The 19,979-nt window shown below is 65.0% G+C and carries 16 protein-coding genes; 5 read left to right on the top strand and 11 right to left on the bottom strand.

Going from position 1 to position 19,979, the window contains the following annotated elements; all coding sequences use genetic code 11:
• The first annotated feature begins 30 nt into the window (after positions 1 to 30).
• On the top strand, positions 31 to 894 hold the full coding sequence (hexR, locus tag AC1TXO_RS21645; RefSeq protein WP_486406881.1) for a DNA-binding transcriptional regulator HexR: 864 nt from the start codon (positions 31 to 33) through the stop codon (positions 892 to 894).
• Here the strand turns inward: hexR and AC1TXO_RS21650 are convergent.
• The 11 genes from AC1TXO_RS21650 to edd all read right to left on the bottom strand — a co-directional run bounded on the left by AC1TXO_RS21650 (position 887) and on the right by edd (position 14,208).
• Positions 887 to 1,741, bottom strand: a complete 855-nt coding sequence (locus tag AC1TXO_RS21650) for a D-hexose-6-phosphate mutarotase (RefSeq protein WP_486403626.1) — start codon at positions 1,739 to 1,741, stop codon at positions 887 to 889. The genes hexR and AC1TXO_RS21650 overlap by 8 nt on opposite strands.
• 115 nt (positions 1,742 to 1,856) lie before the next feature.
• On the bottom strand, positions 1,857 to 3,200 hold the full coding sequence (locus tag AC1TXO_RS21655; RefSeq protein ID WP_486403627.1) for a carbohydrate porin: 1,344 nt from the start codon (positions 3,198 to 3,200) through the stop codon (positions 1,857 to 1,859).
• 41 nt (positions 3,201 to 3,241) lie between these two features.
• On the bottom strand, positions 3,242 to 4,396 hold the full coding sequence (locus AC1TXO_RS21660) for an ABC transporter ATP-binding protein (RefSeq protein WP_486403628.1): 1,155 nt from the start codon (positions 4,394 to 4,396) through the stop codon (positions 3,242 to 3,244).
• Positions 4,397 to 4,399: 3 nt separating this feature from the next.
• Positions 4,400 to 5,245 carry a carbohydrate ABC transporter permease gene (locus tag AC1TXO_RS21665; RefSeq protein WP_486403629.1) on the bottom strand — a complete coding sequence of 282 codons (846 nt, stop codon included), beginning with the start codon at positions 5,243 to 5,245 and terminating at the stop codon, positions 4,400 to 4,402.
• Positions 5,235 to 6,146: a carbohydrate ABC transporter permease gene (locus AC1TXO_RS21670; RefSeq protein ID WP_486403630.1), complete on the bottom strand. Its 912-nt coding sequence runs from the start codon at positions 6,144 to 6,146 to the stop codon at positions 5,235 to 5,237. Before AC1TXO_RS21670 ends, AC1TXO_RS21665 begins: the two co-directional genes overlap by 11 nt.
• Before the next feature lie 138 nt (positions 6,147 to 6,284).
• The gene (locus tag AC1TXO_RS21675) at positions 6,285 to 7,571 is read right to left on the bottom strand and encodes an ABC transporter substrate-binding protein (RefSeq protein ID WP_486403631.1); all 1,287 of its coding nucleotides are present in this window, start codon (positions 7,569 to 7,571) and stop codon (positions 6,285 to 6,287) included.
• Between the two features lie 107 nt (positions 7,572 to 7,678).
• The gene (locus AC1TXO_RS21680) at positions 7,679 to 8,932 is read right to left on the bottom strand and encodes a D-mannose isomerase (RefSeq protein ID WP_486403632.1); all 1,254 of its coding nucleotides are present in this window, start codon (positions 8,930 to 8,932) and stop codon (positions 7,679 to 7,681) included.
• Positions 8,933 to 9,111: 179 nt separating this feature from the next.
• Complete coding sequence (locus tag AC1TXO_RS21685) at positions 9,112 to 10,506, bottom strand: ATP-binding protein (RefSeq protein ID WP_486406882.1); 1,395 nt, start codon at positions 10,504 to 10,506, stop codon at positions 9,112 to 9,114.
• Between the two features lie 52 nt (positions 10,507 to 10,558).
• Positions 10,559 to 11,257, bottom strand: coding sequence for a response regulator (locus AC1TXO_RS21690; protein WP_486406883.1), 699 nt, complete (start codon positions 11,255 to 11,257; stop codon positions 10,559 to 10,561).
• A gap of 168 nt (positions 11,258 to 11,425) precedes the next feature.
• Complete coding sequence (locus tag AC1TXO_RS21695) at positions 11,426 to 12,385, bottom strand: glucokinase (protein ID WP_486403633.1); 960 nt, start codon at positions 12,383 to 12,385, stop codon at positions 11,426 to 11,428.
• The gene (edd, locus tag AC1TXO_RS21700) at positions 12,382 to 14,208 is read right to left on the bottom strand and encodes a phosphogluconate dehydratase (protein WP_486403634.1); all 1,827 of its coding nucleotides are present in this window, start codon (positions 14,206 to 14,208) and stop codon (positions 12,382 to 12,384) included. The genes AC1TXO_RS21695 and edd overlap by 4 nt, the downstream gene beginning before the upstream one ends.
• A 270-nt stretch (positions 14,209 to 14,478) precedes the next feature.
• On the opposite strand from edd, the gene gap reads away from it, so the two are divergent.
• The 4 genes from gap (at position 14,479) to AC1TXO_RS21720 (ending at position 19,895) form a co-directional block, all read left to right on the top strand.
• Positions 14,479 to 15,480, top strand: a complete 1,002-nt coding sequence (gene gap, locus AC1TXO_RS21705) for a type I glyceraldehyde-3-phosphate dehydrogenase (protein ID WP_486403635.1) — start codon at positions 14,479 to 14,481, stop codon at positions 15,478 to 15,480.
• Between the two features lie 116 nt (positions 15,481 to 15,596).
• The gene (locus AC1TXO_RS21710) at positions 15,597 to 16,109 is read left to right on the top strand and encodes an RNA polymerase sigma factor (protein WP_486403636.1); all 513 of its coding nucleotides are present in this window, start codon (positions 15,597 to 15,599) and stop codon (positions 16,107 to 16,109) included.
• A gap of 148 nt (positions 16,110 to 16,257) precedes the next feature.
• A complete protein-coding gene (locus tag AC1TXO_RS21715; RefSeq protein WP_486406884.1) occupies positions 16,258 to 17,160 on the top strand; it encodes a FecR family protein in 903 nt (300 codons plus the stop codon).
• A gap of 146 nt (positions 17,161 to 17,306) precedes the next feature.
• Positions 17,307 to 19,895 carry a TonB-dependent receptor gene (locus tag AC1TXO_RS21720; protein ID WP_486403637.1) on the top strand — a complete coding sequence of 863 codons (2,589 nt, stop codon included), beginning with the start codon at positions 17,307 to 17,309 and terminating at the stop codon, positions 19,893 to 19,895.
• The last annotated feature ends 84 nt before the right edge of the window (positions 19,896 to 19,979 follow it).

The raw sequence follows: 19,979 nt of genomic DNA on the forward strand, positions 1-19,979 counted from the left end.
TTTCCGACCCAAGGACACCCCATGGACCGTGTGCGAAACCTCCTGGAACAGATCCAGGGCCGTCTCGACGAGCTGAACAAGGCCGAACGCAAAGTCGCCGAGATCATCCTCCTCAACCCGCAGCAGGCCACCCGCTTCAGCATCGCCGCCCTGGCCCAGGCGGCCAAGGTCAGCGAACCGACCGTCAACCGCTTCTGCCGCTCGTTCGGCGTCAGCGGCTACCCCGAACTCAAGCTGCAACTGGCACAGAGCCTGGCCAGCGGCGCTGCCTACGTCAGCCGTGCCGTGGAGGCCGACGACGATCCGGCCGCCTACACCCAGAAAATCTTCGCCAGCGCCATCGCCTCGCTCGACAGCGCCTGCCAGCAGATCGACCCACAGCAGGTCAGCCGTGCCGTCGACATGATGATCCAGGCCCGGCAGATCCATTTCTTCGGCCTCGGCGCCTCGGCACCGGTAGCCATGGACGCCCAGCACAAGTTCTTCCGTTTCAACCTGGCGGTATCGGCCCACCCCGACGTGCTGATGCAGCGAATGCTGGCATCGGTCGCGCACACCGGGGATCTGTTCGTGATCATTTCCTACACCGGGCGTACCCGCGAACTGGTCGAAGTGGCGAAACAGGCTCGGGAGAACGGTGCTTCGGTACTGGGCATCACCGCCGCCGGTTCGCCACTGGCGAAGGTCTGCAGCATGAGCCTGCACCTGCCGCTGCCGGAAGACACCGACATCTACATGCCGATGACCTCGCGGATCATCCAGCTGACAGTGCTCGATGTGCTGGCCACCGGCATGACCCTGCGCCGCGGCTCGGACTTCCAGCCGCACCTGCGCAAGATCAAGGAAAGCCTCAACGCCAGCCGCTACCCTGCCGAGGACAGCGACCTCAATTGAGCCGATGCGCCTGCAGCCGCAACTGCGCGCGCTGCCCCGGCGCCAGGCTCAGGCCCTCGCTGCTGCCACTGGTAGCCTCGACACAGACAAACCCCTGGCTCTCGCGTCCGCTCACGCCCATCAGCGGGCGGTTGCCCGGGTGCCAGACCACGGTGTCGTCGCCGTCGCTGGTGTCGATGCACAGTTCGCGTTCCCAGGCCGGGTCGTGCAACTGCACCCTGGGCGTCCCCGGATAGACCTTCTGACAACCGCCGCTGAGCTTGAGCGCGCCGTCTTCACGGCAGGCCTGGCGGTTGAGGCGGTCGTAGCCGTCCAGATCCTCCAGCCCCGAGAGGGCGATCTGCGAGACATCGCTGATGCGCCAGAACGCCAGCAAGGCATGGCTGAGCTGGCAGGGCTCGCTGTCCTGGTGCTCGGTGCACAGGCGCAGTTCCATGCTCGCGCCAAGGCGGGCGTGCAGGTCTACCTGCCAGTCGCACAGGTCGAGGCGCCAGGTGAGGGTGACGCCCTCCTCGTCTTCGCGGCTGTCGAGCAGCTTCCAGTCCAGCAGGCGACCCCAGCCGTGGGCCGGCCACAGGTCCTCGCTGGGGTGGCGACCATACCAGGGCCAGCAGACCGGCACCCCACCCCGGATCGCGCCCACCTGCGGCCACTGTTCGGCGCACCACAGCCAGGGTTTCTCGCCGGTCGGCTGGAAGTGCAGCAACTGCGCGCCCTGGCGGCTGAACACCGCCTGGCAGCGTGGATGATCGATGACCAGGACATCGCGCTGCTGGTGACGCTCCCACTCGAAAACCGGCCGCGGCCGTTGCGATGCGAAGAAGCGATGGAGCGGATGTTCGGACATTTCAGAAAGCTCTTGTTGTTTGAGATAGCGCTGTCTTTGCCCATCCCCCACATCCACTGCAAGCCAGTGGATGTGGGGGATGGGGATGGATGGCGTAAATTTACAACAATTTTTCTCAGAATGACGACTGAATCTTCAAGCCTGCGACCAGCGCGTTGTCGACATCGTCCACACCGCCCGGGCTCTTGATGTACTGCAGGTTGGGTCGCACGGTCAGCCAGTTGGTGACGTGGAAGCCGTAGTAGAGCTCTGCGTTGTACTCGGTACGCTGCAGCGGGACGAAGCCTGGGTTGTCGTAGTCGTTGATACCGCTCTGGGCATTGAGCAGCTCGGCGCGCTTCTTCACGTCGTCGTTGACGTGGATGCGGGCGATGCCGAAGCCGATATCATCCTTGGGCCGCGCATCGAACGCGCCTTTGTAGACCATGCCCACCTGCTGGTAGTTGTCGACCACGTTGGTGGCCTTGTCGTGCACCGTGAAGTTGGCGAACAGGCTCAGGCCGCGGTTGGCATCGCCATTGTGCGCGGTGACCTGCTGCTGGGCCACGACCCACCAGCCATGCTTGCTCGAATGCGACTTGAACGCCTCGCCGGTCAGCGCCTGCGGGTTGCCATTGACGTCGTCGTAGACGTCGTCGGCCTTGGCGGTGCTGTAGTAGTAGCCCAGGCGGTATTCGCCCGGCAGGCCATTGACCTTCGGCGACCAGACCATCTCCACCGGCAGTATCGCGCCCTTGGTGCCGCTGCCGCTGAGCTTGAAGCCGTTGCCGGTCTCGAGGTTGGACGGGTTCTGCTCGAAGGCACCGACCTGGACGAAGAACTCGGGCGTGATGTTGTACTTCACCCGCAGTGCCCACTGGCTGACCGGCCAGTTGTACCAGATGCCACCGACCCAGTTGCCCACCTGCGAGCCGCAGAACGCCAGGTTCTGGAAGTCGCAGGGGAAGCTGTTGAAGTCCTCGCCCTCGCCGAAGCGGCCCACCTTCACATCGAGCGCGCCGTCGAAGTACTTCTGCTTGACCCACATCTGCGTCAGGCGCCAGGTCTGGCCGCGCCCCCAGACTTCCTGCACCGAGCTGAACTGCCCGGCGCGCGGATCGCTGATGCGGTCGTTGGACAGGTTGCGCCCGCTCCGCTCGGTGATCGCCAGCTTGAACTCGGCATCGTTCCAGCCCAGGATCTTCTGCAGGTCCAGGTGCGCACCGAGAGCGAACTGGTCGCTGTAGCGCGCGGTCTTGTCGTTGTTGTAGCCACCGTGCAGGTTGCCGGCCACTTCACCGACATAGTCGACAGTGAAGTCATAGCCTTTTTCCAGCAGTTCGGTGCGTGCCCCGCCCCAGTCGCCAGTCATCCATTTCGACTCGCTGGAGAAAGCCTCGGCCGCGTGCGCGCCATTGCTGCCCACGAGGGCCAGCAGGGTCAGCGAGCCCAATGCCTTGATACGCTTGCGATGGTCCATCCCTTGTTTCCTCTTTTCTTGTTATCGATGGTTTGCTTGCTTCAACGTCCCTTGAAACGTGTCACGTTGTCCTTGATTTGCGCGCCCGCCTCCGGCAGGTCCAGGCGCTCGCCGCTGCTGGCGTCGAACAGCAGGACCCGCGCCGGGTCGAACTGCAGGTTGAGGCTGTCGCCGACGTTGCAGGCGATGTCCGGCGCCAGTCGGCAGCACACCTTGGTCTGGTTGAGGGTGACGAACACCAGCAGGTCCGGACCAGTGGGTTCAAGCACCTGCACTTCGGCGCGTACTGCCGGCAGGCCGTTGCCTTCGGCGGCGCCGAGGGCGATCTGTTCGGGGCGTACACCGAGGATCACTTCGCGGCCGTCCAGCGCTTCGCTGGCCGCGCCCAACGGCAGTTCGCAGCGGGCCTGGCCGCTGTCGAGCAGGGCGAACAGGCGCCCGTCCTGCTTGCTGATGCGCACCGGAATGAAGTTCATCGGCGGCGAGCCGATGAAGCTGGCGACGAACAGGTTGGCCGGATCGTTGTAGATCTGCTGGGGCGTGCCGAACTGCTGGATGATGCCGTCCTTCATCACCGCAACCTTGTCGCCCAGGGTCATGGCCTCGATCTGGTCGTGGGTCACGTACACCGTGGTGGTCTTCAGGCGCTGGTGCATCAGCTTCATTTCGGTGCGCATCTCGACCCGCAGCTTGGCGTCGAGGTTCGACAGCGGCTCGTCGAACAGGTAGATCTTCGGCCGGCGCGCCAACGCCCGGCCCATGGCCACGCGCTGCTGCTGGCCCCCGGAGAGCTGGCCCGGCTTGCGATTGCGCAGGTGCTCGATCTGCAGCAGCTTGGCCACCCGCGCCACTTCCTCGTCGATCGCCGCCTGCGGCATCTTGCGGATCTTCAGGCCGAACTCGATGTTCTCGCGCACGCTCATGGTCGGGTACAGCGCGTAGGACTGGAACACCATGGCGATGTCACGGTCCTTCGGGCTCATGCCGGAGACGTCCTGGTCATCGATCAGGATCGCGCCGCCGGTGATGTTCTCCAGGCCGGCGATGCAGTTCATCAGGGTGGACTTGCCACAGCCGGAGGGTCCGACCAGGATCAGGAACTCGCCATCCTTGATGGCCAGCTGGATATCCTTGAGGGTGTCCGGCAGGCCGGCGCCGTAGGTCTTGTTTACATTGCGAAGTTCGAGCGTTGCCATGACTTACCCCTTGACTGCGCCGGCGGTCAGCCCACGCACGAAATACTTGCCTGCGACCACATAGACCAGCAGGGTTGGCAGTGCGGCGATCATTGCCGCGGCCATGTCGACGTTGTATTCCTTGGCGCCGGTGCTGGTATTGACCAGGTTGTTCAGGGCCACGGTGATCGGTTGCGAATCGCCGCTGGAGAACACCACGCCGAACAGGAAGTCATTCCAGATCTGGGTGAACTGCCAGATCAGGCAGACCATGATGATCGGCGTCGACATCGGCAGGATGATGCGTCGGAAAATGGTGAAGAACCCGGCGCCATCCAGGCGTGCCGCCTTGACCAGCGCCTCGGGAATGCTCACGTAGTAGTTGCGGAAGAACAGCGTGGTGAAGGCCAGGCCATAGACCACGTGCACCAGCACCAGCCCCGAGGTGGTGCTGGCCAGGCCCAGCTTGCCGAGGGTGAACGAGGCCGGCAGCAGTACGGTCTGGAACGGCAGGAAGCAGCCGAACAGCAGCAGGCCGAAGAACAGCTGCGAGCCGCGGAAGCGCCACATCGACAGCACGTAGCCGTTGAGCGCACCGATGGCGGTGGAGATCAGCACCGCTGGAACGGTGATCAGGATCGAGTTCCAGAAATAGCCGCTGACCGTGGCCCAGGCCTTGACCCAGCCGATCGCGGTGAACAGTTCCGGCCAGCTCAACAGGTTGCCGGTGCTGATGTCTTCCGGGGTCTTGAAGCTGGTCAGCAGCATCACCACCAGCGGCACCAGGTAGAGCACGACGGCCACCAGCAGCACGGCGTGGATGGCGATACGGCCCAGGCTGAGGACCGGTTTGTCGAGGTTAGTGGTCATTGCGCTTGGTCCTCAGCTCGGAGTACAGGTAGGGCACGAGGATCGCGAGAATGGCGCCGAGCATCAGGATCGCACTGGCCGAGCCCATGCCCATCTGGCCGCGGCTGAAGGTGAACGAGTACATGAACATCGCCGGCAGGTCGGAGGAGTAGCCAGGGCCACCGGCGGTCATCGCCGCGACCAGGTCGAAGCTCTTGATGGCGATGTGCGAGAGGATCATCAGCGAGCTGAAGAACACCGGACGCAGGCTTGGCAGCACCACGGTCCAGTAGATGCGCGGCATGCTCGCGCCGTCGATCTGCGCGGCACGGATGATCGACTGGTCGACGCCGCGCAGGCCGGCGAGGAACATCGCCATGATGAAGCCCGAGGCCTGCCACACGGCGGCGATCACCAGGCAGTACACCACGCGGTCGGGGTCGATCAGCCAGTCGAGACGGAAACCTTCCCAGCCCCAGTCGCGCAGCAGCTTGTCCAGGCCCATGCCGGGGTTGAGCAGCCACTTCCAGGCGGTACCGGTGACGATCATCGACAGTGCCATGGGGTACAGGTAGATGGTGCGGATCACCCCTTCGCGGCGGATGCGCTGGTCGAGGAACACCGCCAGCAGCACGCCGATCACCAAGGTGATGCCGATGAACATCCCGCCGAAGACCAGCAGGTTCTTGCTCGCCACCCACCAGCGGTCGTTGTCGAACAGGCGTGCGTACTGGGCCAGGCCTGCCCATTTGTAGGTGGGCAGGAAGGTCGAGGTGGTGAACGACAGGACGAAGGTCCACAGGATGTAGCCGTAGAAGCCCACCAGGACGATGAACATGCTCGGCGCCAGTACCAGTTTCGGTAGCCAGCGCTGCAGCGCGTCCAGGGGTGAGGCCCGCAGTCGGGCGGTGGTCGTAGTCATGATTTCAGATACCGAAACGAGGGCGGTGCTGGGCACCGCATCGCGGGACAAGCCCGCTCCCACAGAGGCCAGGCCCACCCACAGGCTCAGCGCACGGCGCCGAACCTGTGGGAGCGGGCTTGCCCCGCGATTGGGCCGTTACTGGGCAGCCTTGACCGCCGCATTGAGCTTCTTCGCCGCATCGGCCGGATCGGCCTTGGGGTCGTTGATGTAGTTGGTCACCACATCGAAGAAGGCGCCCTGCACGGCGAGCGTGGTCGCCATGTTGTGCGCCATGCTCGGCTGCAGGCCTCCGGACTTGGCGTCAGCCAGGAAGTCCTTGGCGGCGGTCTGGGCGCAGCTGTCGAAGCCGTACTTGGTCATGTCGGCAAGCATGTCGTTGCGCACCGGGATCGAGCCCTTGTTGGTGCTGAAGGTCTTCTGGAAGTCTTCACCCAGCACACGCTTGGCGATGTCCTGCTGACCTGCAGTGGTGCCTTCGTTCTTCTGCTTGAACACTGCCAGCGAGTCGATGTTGTACAGGAAGCCTTTTTCGGTGCCAGGGAAGGGTACGCACTGGTAGTCCTTGCCCGCGACCTTCCTGGCCAGGGTCCACTCGCTCTTGGCCCAGTCGCCCATGATCTGCATGCCAGCCTTGCCGTTGATGACCTTGGCGGCCTCGAGGTTCCAGTCCTGGCCCTTGCCGTCAGGGTCCATGTAGGTGGCAACCTTTTTCAGCTCGGTCAGTGCCTTGACCATTTCCGGACCGGTGAGGGTTTTCTCGTCGAGGTCGACCATGGCCTTCTTGTAGCCATCCACGCCCATTACCGCGAGCACCACGTTCTCGAACACGGTGCTGTCCTGCCACGGCTGGCCACCATGGGCCAGGGGGATGAAACCTGCGGCCTTGAGCTTGTCGCCGGCAGCGTAGAATTCTTCGAGGGTGGTCGGCGCCTTGTCGATGCCGGCCTTCTTGAACACTTCAGGGTTGATCCACAGCCAGTTGATGCGGTGGATGTTCACCGGCACCGCAACGTAGTCACCTTCGTACTTGACGGTGTCGGCGACCTTCTTGTCGAGCAGGCTGTCCCACTTCTCCTGCTTGGCGACGTCCTTGAGCACATCGCTGTCGAGCAGGCCTGTGGCCGCCCAGTCCTGGATGTCCGGGCCCTTGATCTGGGCTACGCCTGGCGGGTTGCCGGCCACGGCGCGGCTCTTGAGCACGGTCATCGCGGTGGAACCACCGCCACCGGCCACAGCGCCGTCTTTCCAGGTGAAGCCGTCTTTCTCGACCTGGGCCTTGAGGACGTCGACGGCAGCTTTCTCGCCACCGGAGGTCCACCAGTGCACCACCTCGACGCTGCCTTTGGATTCGGCGGCGAAGGCGCTGAGGGGCATGAGCGAGGCGAGGGAAATAGCGGCGGCGAGGCGCAGAGTGGAATTCATCGGTATACCTTTCTTGTTGTTATGCGATGCAAGTCGTTCGCTTGCGTTGCATGAAGTCTAATGAGCGCGCAGACCAGGGCAGGTAACGAAGCGATGCGTGAATGTCATCACTTGGTTACATTGCCCAGGGCCAGCGCAGTGGCCAGGCTCGGTGCCAATGGCAGACGCGGCAGGAGCACCGCCTGATAGGCGTGGTAAAGATCGGGCTTGCCGCCCCAGATGCTTGCGCCAGGGCGGTTCTGCGAATCCAGTTCATGGTGCCAGCTGCCGTGCTCGCGATCGATGAAGTGGATGTCGATGAAGTCCCAGAAACGTCGGTACCAGCGCTCGTATTCAGGCTCGCCAGTGCGCCGCAGCAGTGCCGCGGCGGTGGCGCAGGCTTCGGCGTGGGTCCAGTGCAGGCGCGCGCGAACCACCGGGCGGTTGTGCCAGTCGAGGGTGTAGACGATGCCGGGTGCACCATCGGCGTCCCAGGCGTGGCGGCAGGCCGTGGCGAACAGGCCGCGTGCGTCGTCCGGCAACCACTGGGGGGCTGGCAGGCCGGCCTGCTTGCGCGCAGCCTCCAGATGGAGGATCAAGCGCGCCCACTCGAATGCATGGCCGGGCGTGGTGCCGTAGGGGCGAAAGCCGTCGGTGGGGTTGTCGTGGTTGTAGTCGGGCAGCGCCTGCCAGTGCACGTCGAAATGCTCGATGACACCGAAGTGATTGCCGGCGGCATGGGTGTGGATGATGCGCTCGGCGATGCGCAGGGCGCGGTCGAGCCAGTGCGTGTCGCCGGTGACATCGGCCAGGGCGAGGAAGGCCTCGGTGGCGTGCATGTTGCTGTTGGCGCCACGGTAGGCTTCCGGCTGCGTCCAGTCATGGGCGAAGGACTCGCGCAGGGCGCCCTCCTCCTCGCTCCAGAAGCGCGTCTCGATAACCGCGATGGCCGCTCCGAGCAACTGCTCGGCGCCAGGTGCACCGGCAACCACCGCGGAACTGGCGGCCAAGGCGACGAAGGCATGCAGGTAGGCGGTCTTGCCGGTATCGCCCTCGCCGTCGGCGCGGATGAACCAGCCATCATTGCGCGCATCGCGCAGCGGCCCTGCGAGCAGTGCCGCGACACCGTGCTCCACCAGCGCCAGACAGCCAGGAATGCCCTGCACATGAGCCATGGCGAAGCAGTGGGTCATGCGTGCAGTGTTCAGGGTATCGGCGATCGCGCCATCGGGCAGCCGGCCCCGGGCATCGAGGCTGCCGAAACCGCCAGGTAGGCGCGAGGCCTTGGCGAAGGTTACCAGGCGCTGGCCCTCGGCGATCAGCCAGGCGTTGTGAACCGGGGAGTCGAGCCAACTGCTGAAAGGGAAATCGACGCTGTCCATCACCTGCTCAATCCTTGCCAGGGACAGGCCGGGTGCCTGTCGTCAGCGAATTCTAGCCAGCCGTCCCGGCGGGCATGTCACGAAGGCCTGCGCGAATGTCACCATTCGGTGACACTTTCAGTGGCCTCATCGCGGGGCCAGCCCGCTTTCACAAGCATCCCGCGACAGGCCCGGCCCGATCAATCGAGCGTACGCGGCAGGCACAACGTCACCCGCAAGCCCCCCTCGCGCAGGTTCAGCAAGCTCACCTCGCCGCCATGGCTATGGGCGATGTTGCGCGCGATCCCCAGTCCCAACCCATACCCCTGCTGTTGCTGGGCGAGACGGAAATGTGGCTCGAACACCTGCTCCAGGCGCTGCTCCGGTACACCTGGCCCCTGGTCGTCGACCTGCAGCACGAAGCCCTCGGCGTTGTCGATGATGCGCAGGTGCGCACGCTCGCCGTACTTGATGGCGTTGTCGATCAGATTGCCGATGCACCGCCGCAAGGCCAGCGGTTTGCCCGGATAAGGCGCCAGCGCACGCCCTTCGACGGTGATGCGACCATCGCGCAGGTAGGGCTCGGCGAGGATTTCCAGCACCTGGTTGAGGTCGATCGGCTCGATGTTCTCGTGGATGTCAGTATCCTTCACGCATTGCAGCGCGCCCTTGACCAGCAGCTCCAGCTCATCGAGGTCGCGACTGAACTTGGCCTGCAGGTGCTCGTCCTCGAGCAGTTCCACGCGCAGGCGCAGGCGGGTGATCGGCGTGCGCAGGTCGTGGGAGATGGCGCTGAACAACTGCGAGCGCTCGGTCAGGTAGCGGCTGATGCGTTCGCGCATGGCGTTGAACGCTCGCCCCACCTCCACCACCTCGCTACCGCCACCTTCTGCCACCGGCGGTACATCGGCGCCCAGTGACATCTCCCGCGCGGCCCGCGCCAGGCGCTTGAGCGGCCAGCTCTGCCAGTGCACCAGCAGGCCGATGAACAGCAACAGCAACATCGTGGTCAGGGCAATGAAGCCGATCTGCTGGCGCGGCAGGCGCTCGGGCTCGAGTCCTGTGTAGGGCTCGGGCAGCAGCGAGGCGATGTACAGCCACTCGCCCTCGTCGAGGCGGATCTGGGTGACCAGGACCGGCGGATTGAGCGGTTCCAGCGTCAGCGCATAGTGCGCCCAGGAGCGTGGCAGTTCGTCGAGCTTCAGGCCACTGTTGAAGATGCGCAGGTCGTCGGGGCTGACGAACTCGACGGAAATTTCCATCTGCTGACCGAGACGCTCATGCAGCACCTGCTGGAACACCTCGATCACCGCCTGCTTGCGCGGGGTGATGGGCAGCACCGGCATGTCCAGCGGTTTTTCATTGAGCGAGACGAAGAAACGTGTGCCGCCCATGCTGCGCAACTGGTCGAGCACCATCGGCCGGTAGGCCACCGGCAGGGAACGGAAGTAGCTGACGCTGGCGCTCATCGAGTGTGCGAGGCTGCTGGCGCTGGCGCGCAGCCCCTGCAGTTGGCTGGCGCGTAACTGGGCGACCCAGATCAGGCTCGACAAGCCTTGGGCGATCAACACCACCAGCAAGGTGAGCAGCAGCATGCGCCCGAGCAGCGAGCGCGGCAGCAGGCGCCAGCGGCGCTCGACCAGCTGTTCAGCCGCCACAGCTGACATTCGCCGCGAGCAGGTAGCCGCTGCCGCGCACGGTGCGGATCAGCCGAGGCGGCTTGTCGGTGTCACGCAGGCGCTGGCGCAGGCGGCTGACCGCCATGTCGACGATGCGGTCCAGCGGCATCGGCTCACGGCCACGGGTGGCATTGCCGATGGTGTCGCGGTCGAGGATCTGCTGGGGATGGTCGAGAAACAGCTTGAGCAGGGCGAAGTCGGCACCGGAGAGAATCACTTCTTCGCCGTCGCGGTGGAACAGGCGATGGCTGACCGTATCCAGGCGCCAGTCCTCGAAGGCCAGCACGGCACTGGCGGGCGTGGCCGTGGTGAAATCGCAGCGACGCAGCAGGGCCTTGATCCGCGCCTGCAGCTCGCGCGGGCTGAACGGCTTGCCCAGGTAATCGTCGGCGCCCAGCTCCAGGCCGATGACACGGTCAGCCTCATCGGAACTGGCGGTGAGCATGATGATCGGCACCCGCGACTGGCGCGGGTGCTGGCGCACCCAGCGGCACAGGCTGAAACCGTCTTCGTCGGGTAGCATCACGTCGAGGATCACCAGGTCGTAGCTGCCGGCATCGAGCGCGCGGCGAAAGCCCTGGCCGTCAGGTTCGGCATGGACCTGGAAGCCGGAGCGGCTGAGATAGGTCTGCAGCAGTTCGCGAATGTCCTGATCGTCATCGACCATCAGGATGGTTTTACCGGCAGTGCTCACAATGAATTCCCTTTGGTCGGCACAGGTCTTGATGCCTGTTGTGGCGACATACTATCGGTGTCGACGCCATTCGCGGGCAAGCCCGCTCCCAGAGTTCCTTGTGGGAGCGGGCTTGCCCGCGAATGGCAGCACAACCGACCTTCAGTGGTCCAGCATCTGCTGCAAAGCCACACCGGCTCCGAGCAACCCGGAAAACTCCGCCGTCACCAGCCACACCGGCACACCCGGGAAGTAGCCGCTCATGCAGCCCTTGTCGGCAAAGCTTGCGGCGAACCCGCTGCGCAGGAACAGCTCGGCAAAGCGCGGCACCACTCCGCCGACGATATAGACTCCACCGCGCGCGCCAAGGGTCAGCACGTTGTTGCCGGCCACGCGCCCGAGAAACCGCGAAAACTGTTCGATCACCGCCTGCGCACGTGGCTCGCCACCCAGCGCGGCGTCGGTGATCTGTGCCGGGGTCTTGTGCAGCGGCGTGCCGCCGTCCAGCGCGCAGATCGCCTGATACAGGCGCACCAGGCCACCGCCACTGAGCACGGTTTCGGCGCTGACATGGCCGATCTGCTGATGGATCTGCTGGTGGATCGCCGCTTCGCGGGCGTTGCCCACCGGCAGGTCGACATGCCCGCCCTCGCCCGGCAGCGCCATCCAGTGCTGCTCGCCCAGGCTCAGCAAGGTGCCGACACCCAGACCGGTGCCTGCACCGATGACCAGCGCCGGACGCCCAGGGTCCGCCTGGCCGGCGCACACCTCGACGAACTCGCCGGGCTTGAGGCGTGTCATGCCCAGCGCCATGGCGGAAAAATCGTTGATCAGCAACAGCCGCTCGACCTGCAGCACCTGGCAGAATGCCGAGCGGCTCAGGCGCCAGTGATTGTTGGTGAAGCGAAACTCGTCGCCATCGACGGGACCGGCCACCGACAGGCACACCTGAGAGACGCCGCCACGTTCGAGGCCCTGCTCCTTGAGGTAGGCCTCGATGGCCTGCTCGGGGCTGGAATAGTCCGCCGTCGCAAGCACCTGCACGGCGTGCAGATCGTTGTTGCGCCACAGGGCAAAGCGGGCGTTGGTACCGCCGATGTCACCGACCAGCAAGGCCTTCATTTGAAACGCTCCAGGGCAGAAGTAAAGGCGCTGGCGCCCTGCTCTGCCGGGCTGAATGCCATGCGCATGAAACCGAACAGCTCGCGTCCGCAGCCCAGGTCGTTGCCCTGGGGTGCCTCGGGCTGATCGCGCCCGGCCAGTTCCTCGGCCGACACCATCAGCTGCAACGTACCTTCGACGCCGTCGACACGCACGATATCACCATCGCGCACCCGTGCCAGCGGGCCGCCATCATACGCTTCGGGGCACACATGGATAGCCGCCGGAATCTTGCCCGAGGCGCCGGACATGCGCCCGTCGGTGACCAGCGCCACCTTGTAGCCACGATCCTGCAGCACGCCAAGGAATGGCGTGAGCTTGTGCAGTTCGGGCATGCCATTGCAACGCGGGCCCTGGAAGCGCACCACGGCAACGAAATCGCGCTCCAGCTCGCCGGCCTTGAAGGCATCGGCCAGAGACTGCTGGTCGTGGAAGATCCGCGCAGGCGCCTCGACCACCTGGTGTTCAGGTGCCACGGCGGAGACTTTCATCACCCCGCGCCCCAGGTTGCCTTCCATCACCCGCAGGCCACCTTCAGCCGAGAACGGCCGCGCCACCGGACGCAGGATGCTCTCGTCCAGGCTCTGCTGCGGCCCCTCGCGCCAGACCAGCTTGCCGTCGTCGAGGAATGGCTCCTGGGTGTAGCGGCGCAGGCCATGGCCGGCAACGGTGTTGACGTCCTCGTGCAGCAGCCCGGCATCGAGCAGCTCGCGGATCAGGAAGCTCATGCCACCTGCAGCCTGGAAGTGGTTGATGTCGGCCTTGCCGTTGGGATAGACGTGGGACAGCGTCGGCACCACTTCGGAGAGGTCGGCCATGTCCTGCCAGGTCAGCTGGATGCCGGCCGCCTGGGCAATCGCCGGGATGTGCAGGGTGTGGTTGGTGGAGCCGCCGGTGGCGTGCAGGGCGACGATGGAGTTGACCAGCGCCTTCTCGTCGACGATCTCGCCCAGCGGCATGAAGCTGCCGCTGGCCTTGGTCATGCGCGTGACCTGCTGCGCCGCCTCGGCGGTCAGTGCATCGCGCAGCGGGGTGTAGGGGTTGACGAACGAGGCGCCGGGCAGATGCAGGCCCATTACCTCCATCACCAGCTGGTTGGTGTTGGCCGTGCCATAGAAGGTGCAGGTGCCCGGGCTGTGGTAGGACTTCATCTCCGACTCGAGCAGCTCTTCGCGGCTGGCCTTGCCCTCGGCGTAGCGCTGGCGCACGTCGGCCTTTTGCTTGTTGGAGATGCCCGAGGGCATCGGCCCGCCTGGGACGAAAATGGTCGGCAGGTGGCCGAAGCGCAGCGCCCCCATCATCAGGCCGGGAACGATCTTGTCGCAGATGCCCAGCATCAACGCGGCGTCGAACATGTTGTGCGACAGGGCGATGGCGGTGGACATGGCGATCACTTCGCGGCTGGCGATCGCCAGCTCCATGCCGGGCTCGCCCTGTGTCACGCCATCGCACATGGCCGGCACGCCACCGGCGAACTGGCCGACCGAGCCGATTTCGCGCAGGGCCTGCTTGATCTGTTCGGGGAAGTGCTGGTACGGCTGGTGCGCCGAGAGCATGTCGTTGTACGCCGAGACGATGGCCACGTTGGCAGCGTTCATCATCCGCAGGGTGTCTTTGTCCTGGCTGCCGCAGCCGGCCACGCCGTGGGCGAAGTTGGCGCACTGCAGGGTGCCACGCATCGGGCCGTCGCTGGCCGCGCCGCGAATGAGCTCGAGGTAGCGTTCACGGGTGGCGCGGCTGCGTTCGGTCAGCCTCGCGGTGACCTCTAGGATGCGCGGATGCATATACTGGACTCCAGGCTATGTGTAAGGGCGACCTGAACCGAATTTTCCGCTCCAAACGATTGCGACCTAGGCTCAAGGTAGGGGCCGGAAAGGTCGTTGGCGCGGACGGCTCGATCACTCGTTGTAGATTTACCAAAATATTGCCACTAAAAATGCTTGTTTTCTATCTTGGAGTGAATAATCTTGTAATTCCAATAACAAAACCGTTTCAGTGAAGCTGTTGCCCCTGTTGTGCCACAGGCTTCACCCGAACTGCCAGAGGTAATGCCAATGACCCTTCGCATCGCGATCAACGGATTCGGCCGCATCGGACGCAACGTCCTGCGCGCACTCTATACCCAAGGCTACCGCCAGGACCTGCAGGTCGTCGCCATCAACGACCTGGGCGACAGCGCGATGAATGCCCACCTGCTCAAGTACGACAGCGTACATGGCACCTTCGAGGCCACCGTCGAGGCCGACCATGAAAGCCTGACGGTCAACGGCGATCGCATCGCCGTCAGCGCCATCCGCAACCCCGCCGAACTGCCTTGGAAAGCCGAAGCCATCGATGTGGTATTCGAGTGCACCGGGCTGTTCACCGAACGCGCCAAGGCCGCGGCCCACATCACCGCCGGCGCCGGCAAGGTGATCATCTCGGCCCCGGCCAAGGGCGCCGACGCCACCGTGGTGTATGGCGTCAACCACGATGTGCTGCGCGCCTCGCACCAGGTCATCTCCAACGCCTCGTGCACCACCAACTGCCTGGCGCCGATCGCCCAGGTGCTGCAGCGCGAGTTCGGCATCGAACAGGGCCTGATGACCACCATCCACGCCTACACCAACGACCAGGTGCTGACCGACGTCTACCACAGCGACCCCTACCGTGCCCGCTCCGCCACCCAGTCGATGATCCCGAGCAAGACCGGCGCCGCCGAAGCCGTGGGCCTGGTGCTGCCGGAGCTGGCCGGCAAGCTCACCGGCATGGCCGTGCGCGTGCCGGTGATCAACGTGTCGCTGGTCGACCTGACCGTCAACCTCAAGCGCGAGGCCAGCGCCGACGAAGTCAACCGCCTGTTCCTCGAGGCCAGCCGCCATTCGCGGGTGCTCGGCTACAACAGCCTGCCGCTGGTCTCGTGCGACTTCAACCACAACCCGCTGTCGTCGATCTTCGACGCCAACCACACCCGCGCCAACGGCCGCATGCTCAAGGTGCTGGCCTGGTACGACAACGAATGGGGCTTCTCCAACCGCATGCTGGACAACTGCCTGGCGCTGTTCCGCGCGCAATGAAGGGCCTCGGGGCTGCCCGGCGGCCCCGACCTTTACCCCTTCATGACATTTCTCCCCTTGACCTGGCATATGGATGATAAGCATTATCATTCACCCCTCATCGGCCAGGTTTCCCCGTGAGTCAGTCCCGGTTCAATTCAGTCTTCCTCACCCAGCGCCTCACCCTGCTGCGCACCCTGCAGCGCATGGTCGGCAACCCCAGCACGGCAGAAGACCTGCTGCAGGAAACCTACCTGCGGGTCACCCGTGCCCTGGTCGAGCGCCCGATCGAGCACCTGGAACCCTTCGTGTTCCAGACCGCCCGCAACCTGGCGCTCGACCACCTGCGCGCGCGCCGCGTGCAGTCGCGCACGCTGGTCGACGATGTGCCCGAACAGGTCCTGCACAATGTCGCAGCGCCGCTGGGCACCAGCGAGGACGCCGTGCATGCCGAGCAACTGCTCAAGCGCCTGAGCGTCAGCCTCGGCCAGCTCACCACGCGCCAGCAGCGCATCTTCATCCTCAGCCGCCTGCATGGCGCCAGCTACCTGGAAATCGCCGAGCAGTTGCAGGTCTCGGCCAGCACGGTGCAGAAGGAACTCAAGCTGATCATGGCGATCTGCATGGGAGTGGCCGAGCGCCTCAAGTGAGCGACCGCTCGCCGTCCGAACAGGTCGCTGCTCTTGCCATGCCTGCGCGCAGCACCGATCATCTGCAAAAAACGCCATGCAAGGATCCTCCGTGAGCAACCCCGCCCCTCGCCCATCGCCCGCCGAGCCAGACGCCCGCGCCCGTGCCATGGACGAAGCGCAGGACTGGCTGATCCGCCTGCAATGCCCAAGCGAGCAGGACACCCAGGCGTTCGAGGCCTGGCTCGGCGCGGCCGAGCAGAACGCCGAAGCCTATGTCGAAGCCGAAGCGCTGTGGAATGGCGTCGCCCTGCGCCACCTCGCCGGCGACCTGCACCAGCAGCGCCGCACTTCGCTGCGCGGGCGTCTGCGCCGTCACTGGAAACCGCTGTCCACCGCGGCCGTGCTGCTGGTAGGGCTGTTCACCTTCGGCAATCTACCGGTACGCCTGCAGGCCGATCACCTGACCGTGGTCGGCGAACGCCAGCGGCTGCAGCTCGATGACGGCGCCAAGGTGTTGCTCAACACCAACTCGGCCTTTGCCAGCGACCTGCGCGACGGTCGCCAGGTCGCGCGGCTGCTGCAGGGCGAAGCGTATTTCGAGGTGCCCGGCGGTAACCAGCCAGCCCTGGAAGTGCAGGCCGGCCCCATGCGTGCGCAGGTACGCGACACCAATTTCGCCGTGCGCTACCTCGATGGCCAGGCACAGGTGCGCGTGCAGCGCGGCGACATCGACCTGCAGGCGGCGAGCGACCAGCGCATCCGCCTGAGTGCCGGTGACAGCATCAGCGTCGGCCCCGACGGCTTCGGCCAGCGCCAGCGCGCCGACCTGCACAAGGAACTGGCCTGGATCGACGGCCGCCTGGTGTTCGAGAACTGCCCGCTGAGCCAGGTGCTCGATGAACTGCGCCGCTATTACCCCGGCTGGATCATCAACCGCAACGACCACCTGGAGCAGGTGGCGGTCACCGGCAACTACCGGCTCGACCAACCGCTGGAAGCCCTGCGGGCGCTGGCGCACATCACCTCGGCGCAACTGCACGAATACCCGGCGGTGGTGATTCTCAACTGAATTGCACCCGCTCCTGCAGCCGCAGGAATTATTTTTACGCGACTCCCGCACCACGCCCGTCTCGTTATAGCCAATGCAACTGATTCTTGTTCGAAAACAAGAACTGCACTCACCTATAACAGTTCGCGCGACAGGGAGCGCTTCCGATGTCCTCAGGTCCAACCCGCCCGTCCCCCTCTTCCCGACGCAAGGGGCAACTGTCCCTGCTGACCCTGGCCCTGCTGGCCAGCGGCGCCTGCAGCCTGCCGGCGTTCGCCGTGGAACCGGCCCAGGCCGCCAGCCCGCGCATGGGTGACTACCGCTTCGCCATCGCTCAGCAGCCACTGGTTTCAGCGATCAATGCGTTCAGCGCCGTCACCGGCTGGCAGGTCGGCTTCTCCGCCGAACTGGCCGAGGGCGTGGCCTCGCCGGGCGTGCAAGGGGCACTGGCACCGGAAGCGGCGCTGCAGAAACTGCTGCACGGTACCGGGCTGGGCTTTCGCAAGATCGGCAACGGCAACGTCGTGCTCGAGCGCCAGGTCGCCGGCAACGCCATCGCCCTGCAGCAACTGACCGTCAGCGCCACCCGCAGCGCCCAGGACGTCAGCCAGGTACCGAGCACGGTCAGCGTGCAGACCCGCGAGCAACTGGATCGGCAGAACGTCAACGACATCAAGCAACTGGTGCGCTACGAGCCCGGCGTTTCGGTCGGCGGCGTCGGCCAGCGCAGCGGCCTGAACGGCTACAACATCCGCGGCATCGACGGCGAGCGGATCCTCACCCAGGTCGATGGCGTGTCGATCCCCGACAGCTTCTTCTATGGCCCCTACGCCCAGACCCAGCGCAACTACGTCGACCCCGAGATCGTCAAGCGCGTGGAAATCCTGCGCGGTCCGGCCTCGGTGCTGTACGGCAGCAACGCCATCGGCGGCGCCGTGAGCTACTACACCCTCGATCCGGACGACATCATCAAGCCAGGCAAGGACGTCGGTGCCCGCCTCAAGACCGGCTACAGCTCGGCCGACGAGAGCTGGCTGACCTCCGCCACCGTCGCCGGCCGCCAGGGCGACTTCGACGGCCTGCTGCACCTGAGCCAGCGCAACGGCCATGAAACCGAATCCTACGGCGGTCATGGCGGCACCGGCCTGGCCCGCACCGAAGCCAACCCGGAAGACGTGCGCACCACCAACGTGCTGGCCAAACTGGGCTGGAACTACGCCGACGATGCGCGCCTGGGCTTCACCTACGAGCACTACAAGGACGACCGCGACCAGAACATCCTCAGCGCCGTGGGCGGGCCGTTCATTCCAGGCTTCGGCGCCATGAACTCCTACCGCATGCGCCAGGGCAACGACACCGTCACCCGCGAGCGTTTCGGCATCAACCACGAGTTCGGCCTCGACAGCCTGGTCGCCGACCACGTCAAGTGGAGCCTGAACTACCAGATCGCCAAGACCGACCAGCGCACCGACGAACTCTACTTCGCCTCCGGTCGCCAGGTGGCCCGCGATCGCCAGACCACCTACAAGGATCGCCAGTGGGTGTTCGACGGCCAGTTCGACAAGGCCTTCAGCATCGGCGAGACCGACCACCTGCTCACCTATGGCACCACCCTCAAGCACGAAAAGGTCACCGGCTCGCGCAGCGGCACCGGCACCTGCCTGAACATCGGCGGCAGCTGCCGTTCCATCGGCCAGAACAGCCCGGGCGACGGCCAGGCGCTGGTCAGCGACTTCCCGGACCCGACCATCAACACCTACAGCCTGTTCGCCCAGGACGAGATCCGCTGGAACAACTGGACTTTCCTGCCGGGTGCACGCTACGACTACACCCGGATGGAACCGAAGATGACCGCCGAATTCCTGCGGGGCATCCAGGGCACCGGCGCGGCGCCGTCCAGCGTCGACGACGGCGACAAGAAGTGGCACCGCGTGTCGCCCAAGTTCGGCATCACCTACGCCTTCAACGACAATTACACCTGGTACGGCCAGTACGCCGAAGGCTTCCGCACCCCGACCGCCAAGGCCATGTACGGACGTTTCGACAACCCGACCCTGGGCTACAGCGTCGAACCCAACCCCAACCTCGAACCTGAGAAGAGCAAGAGCTACGAAACCGGCCTGCGCGGCAACTTCGAGGCCGGCAACTTCGACGTCGCGGTGTTCTACAACAAGTACCGCGACTTCATCAACGAGGACGCCGTGCAGTCGGCCAACCTGGGCTCGACCTTCCAGGCCAACAACATCAAGCACGCGACCATCAAGGGTGCCGAGTTCAAGGGCCGCCTGAACCTGGATCACTTCGGTGCGCCGCAAGGCCTCTACACCCAGGGCTCGCTGGCCTACGCCAACGGCCGCAACGACGACAACGGCCAGCCGCTGAACAGCGTCAACCCGCTGACCGCGGTGATGGGCCTGGGCTACGAACAGCAGAACTACGGCGGCCTGCTCACCTGGACACTGGTCAAGCGCAAGACCCGCGTCGACGACAGCACCTTCTTCGCCCCGGACGGCGCCAGTTCGCAGTTCCGCACCCCGGGCTACGGCGTGCTGGACCTGACCGGTTTCTACAAGGTGACCGAGGATGTGACCGTCAATGCCGGCCTCTACAACCTCACCGACAAGAAGTACTGGCAGTGGGATGACGTGCGCGGCTACGACGGCCTTGGCGAGGCGGCGGTGACCCAGCCGGCCAACCTCGACCGCCTGACCATGCCGGGACGCAACTTTGCCATCAACGTGGTCTGGGATATCTGATCCCGGTACCCGCGGGAGCGGCCCCCTCCCGAACACAAATGCCTCCCACTCCCAGGTGAGGTTTTTTTACTGTCCTGCGTCTTC

The organism is Pseudomonas sp. FA117, assembly GCF_057370475.1.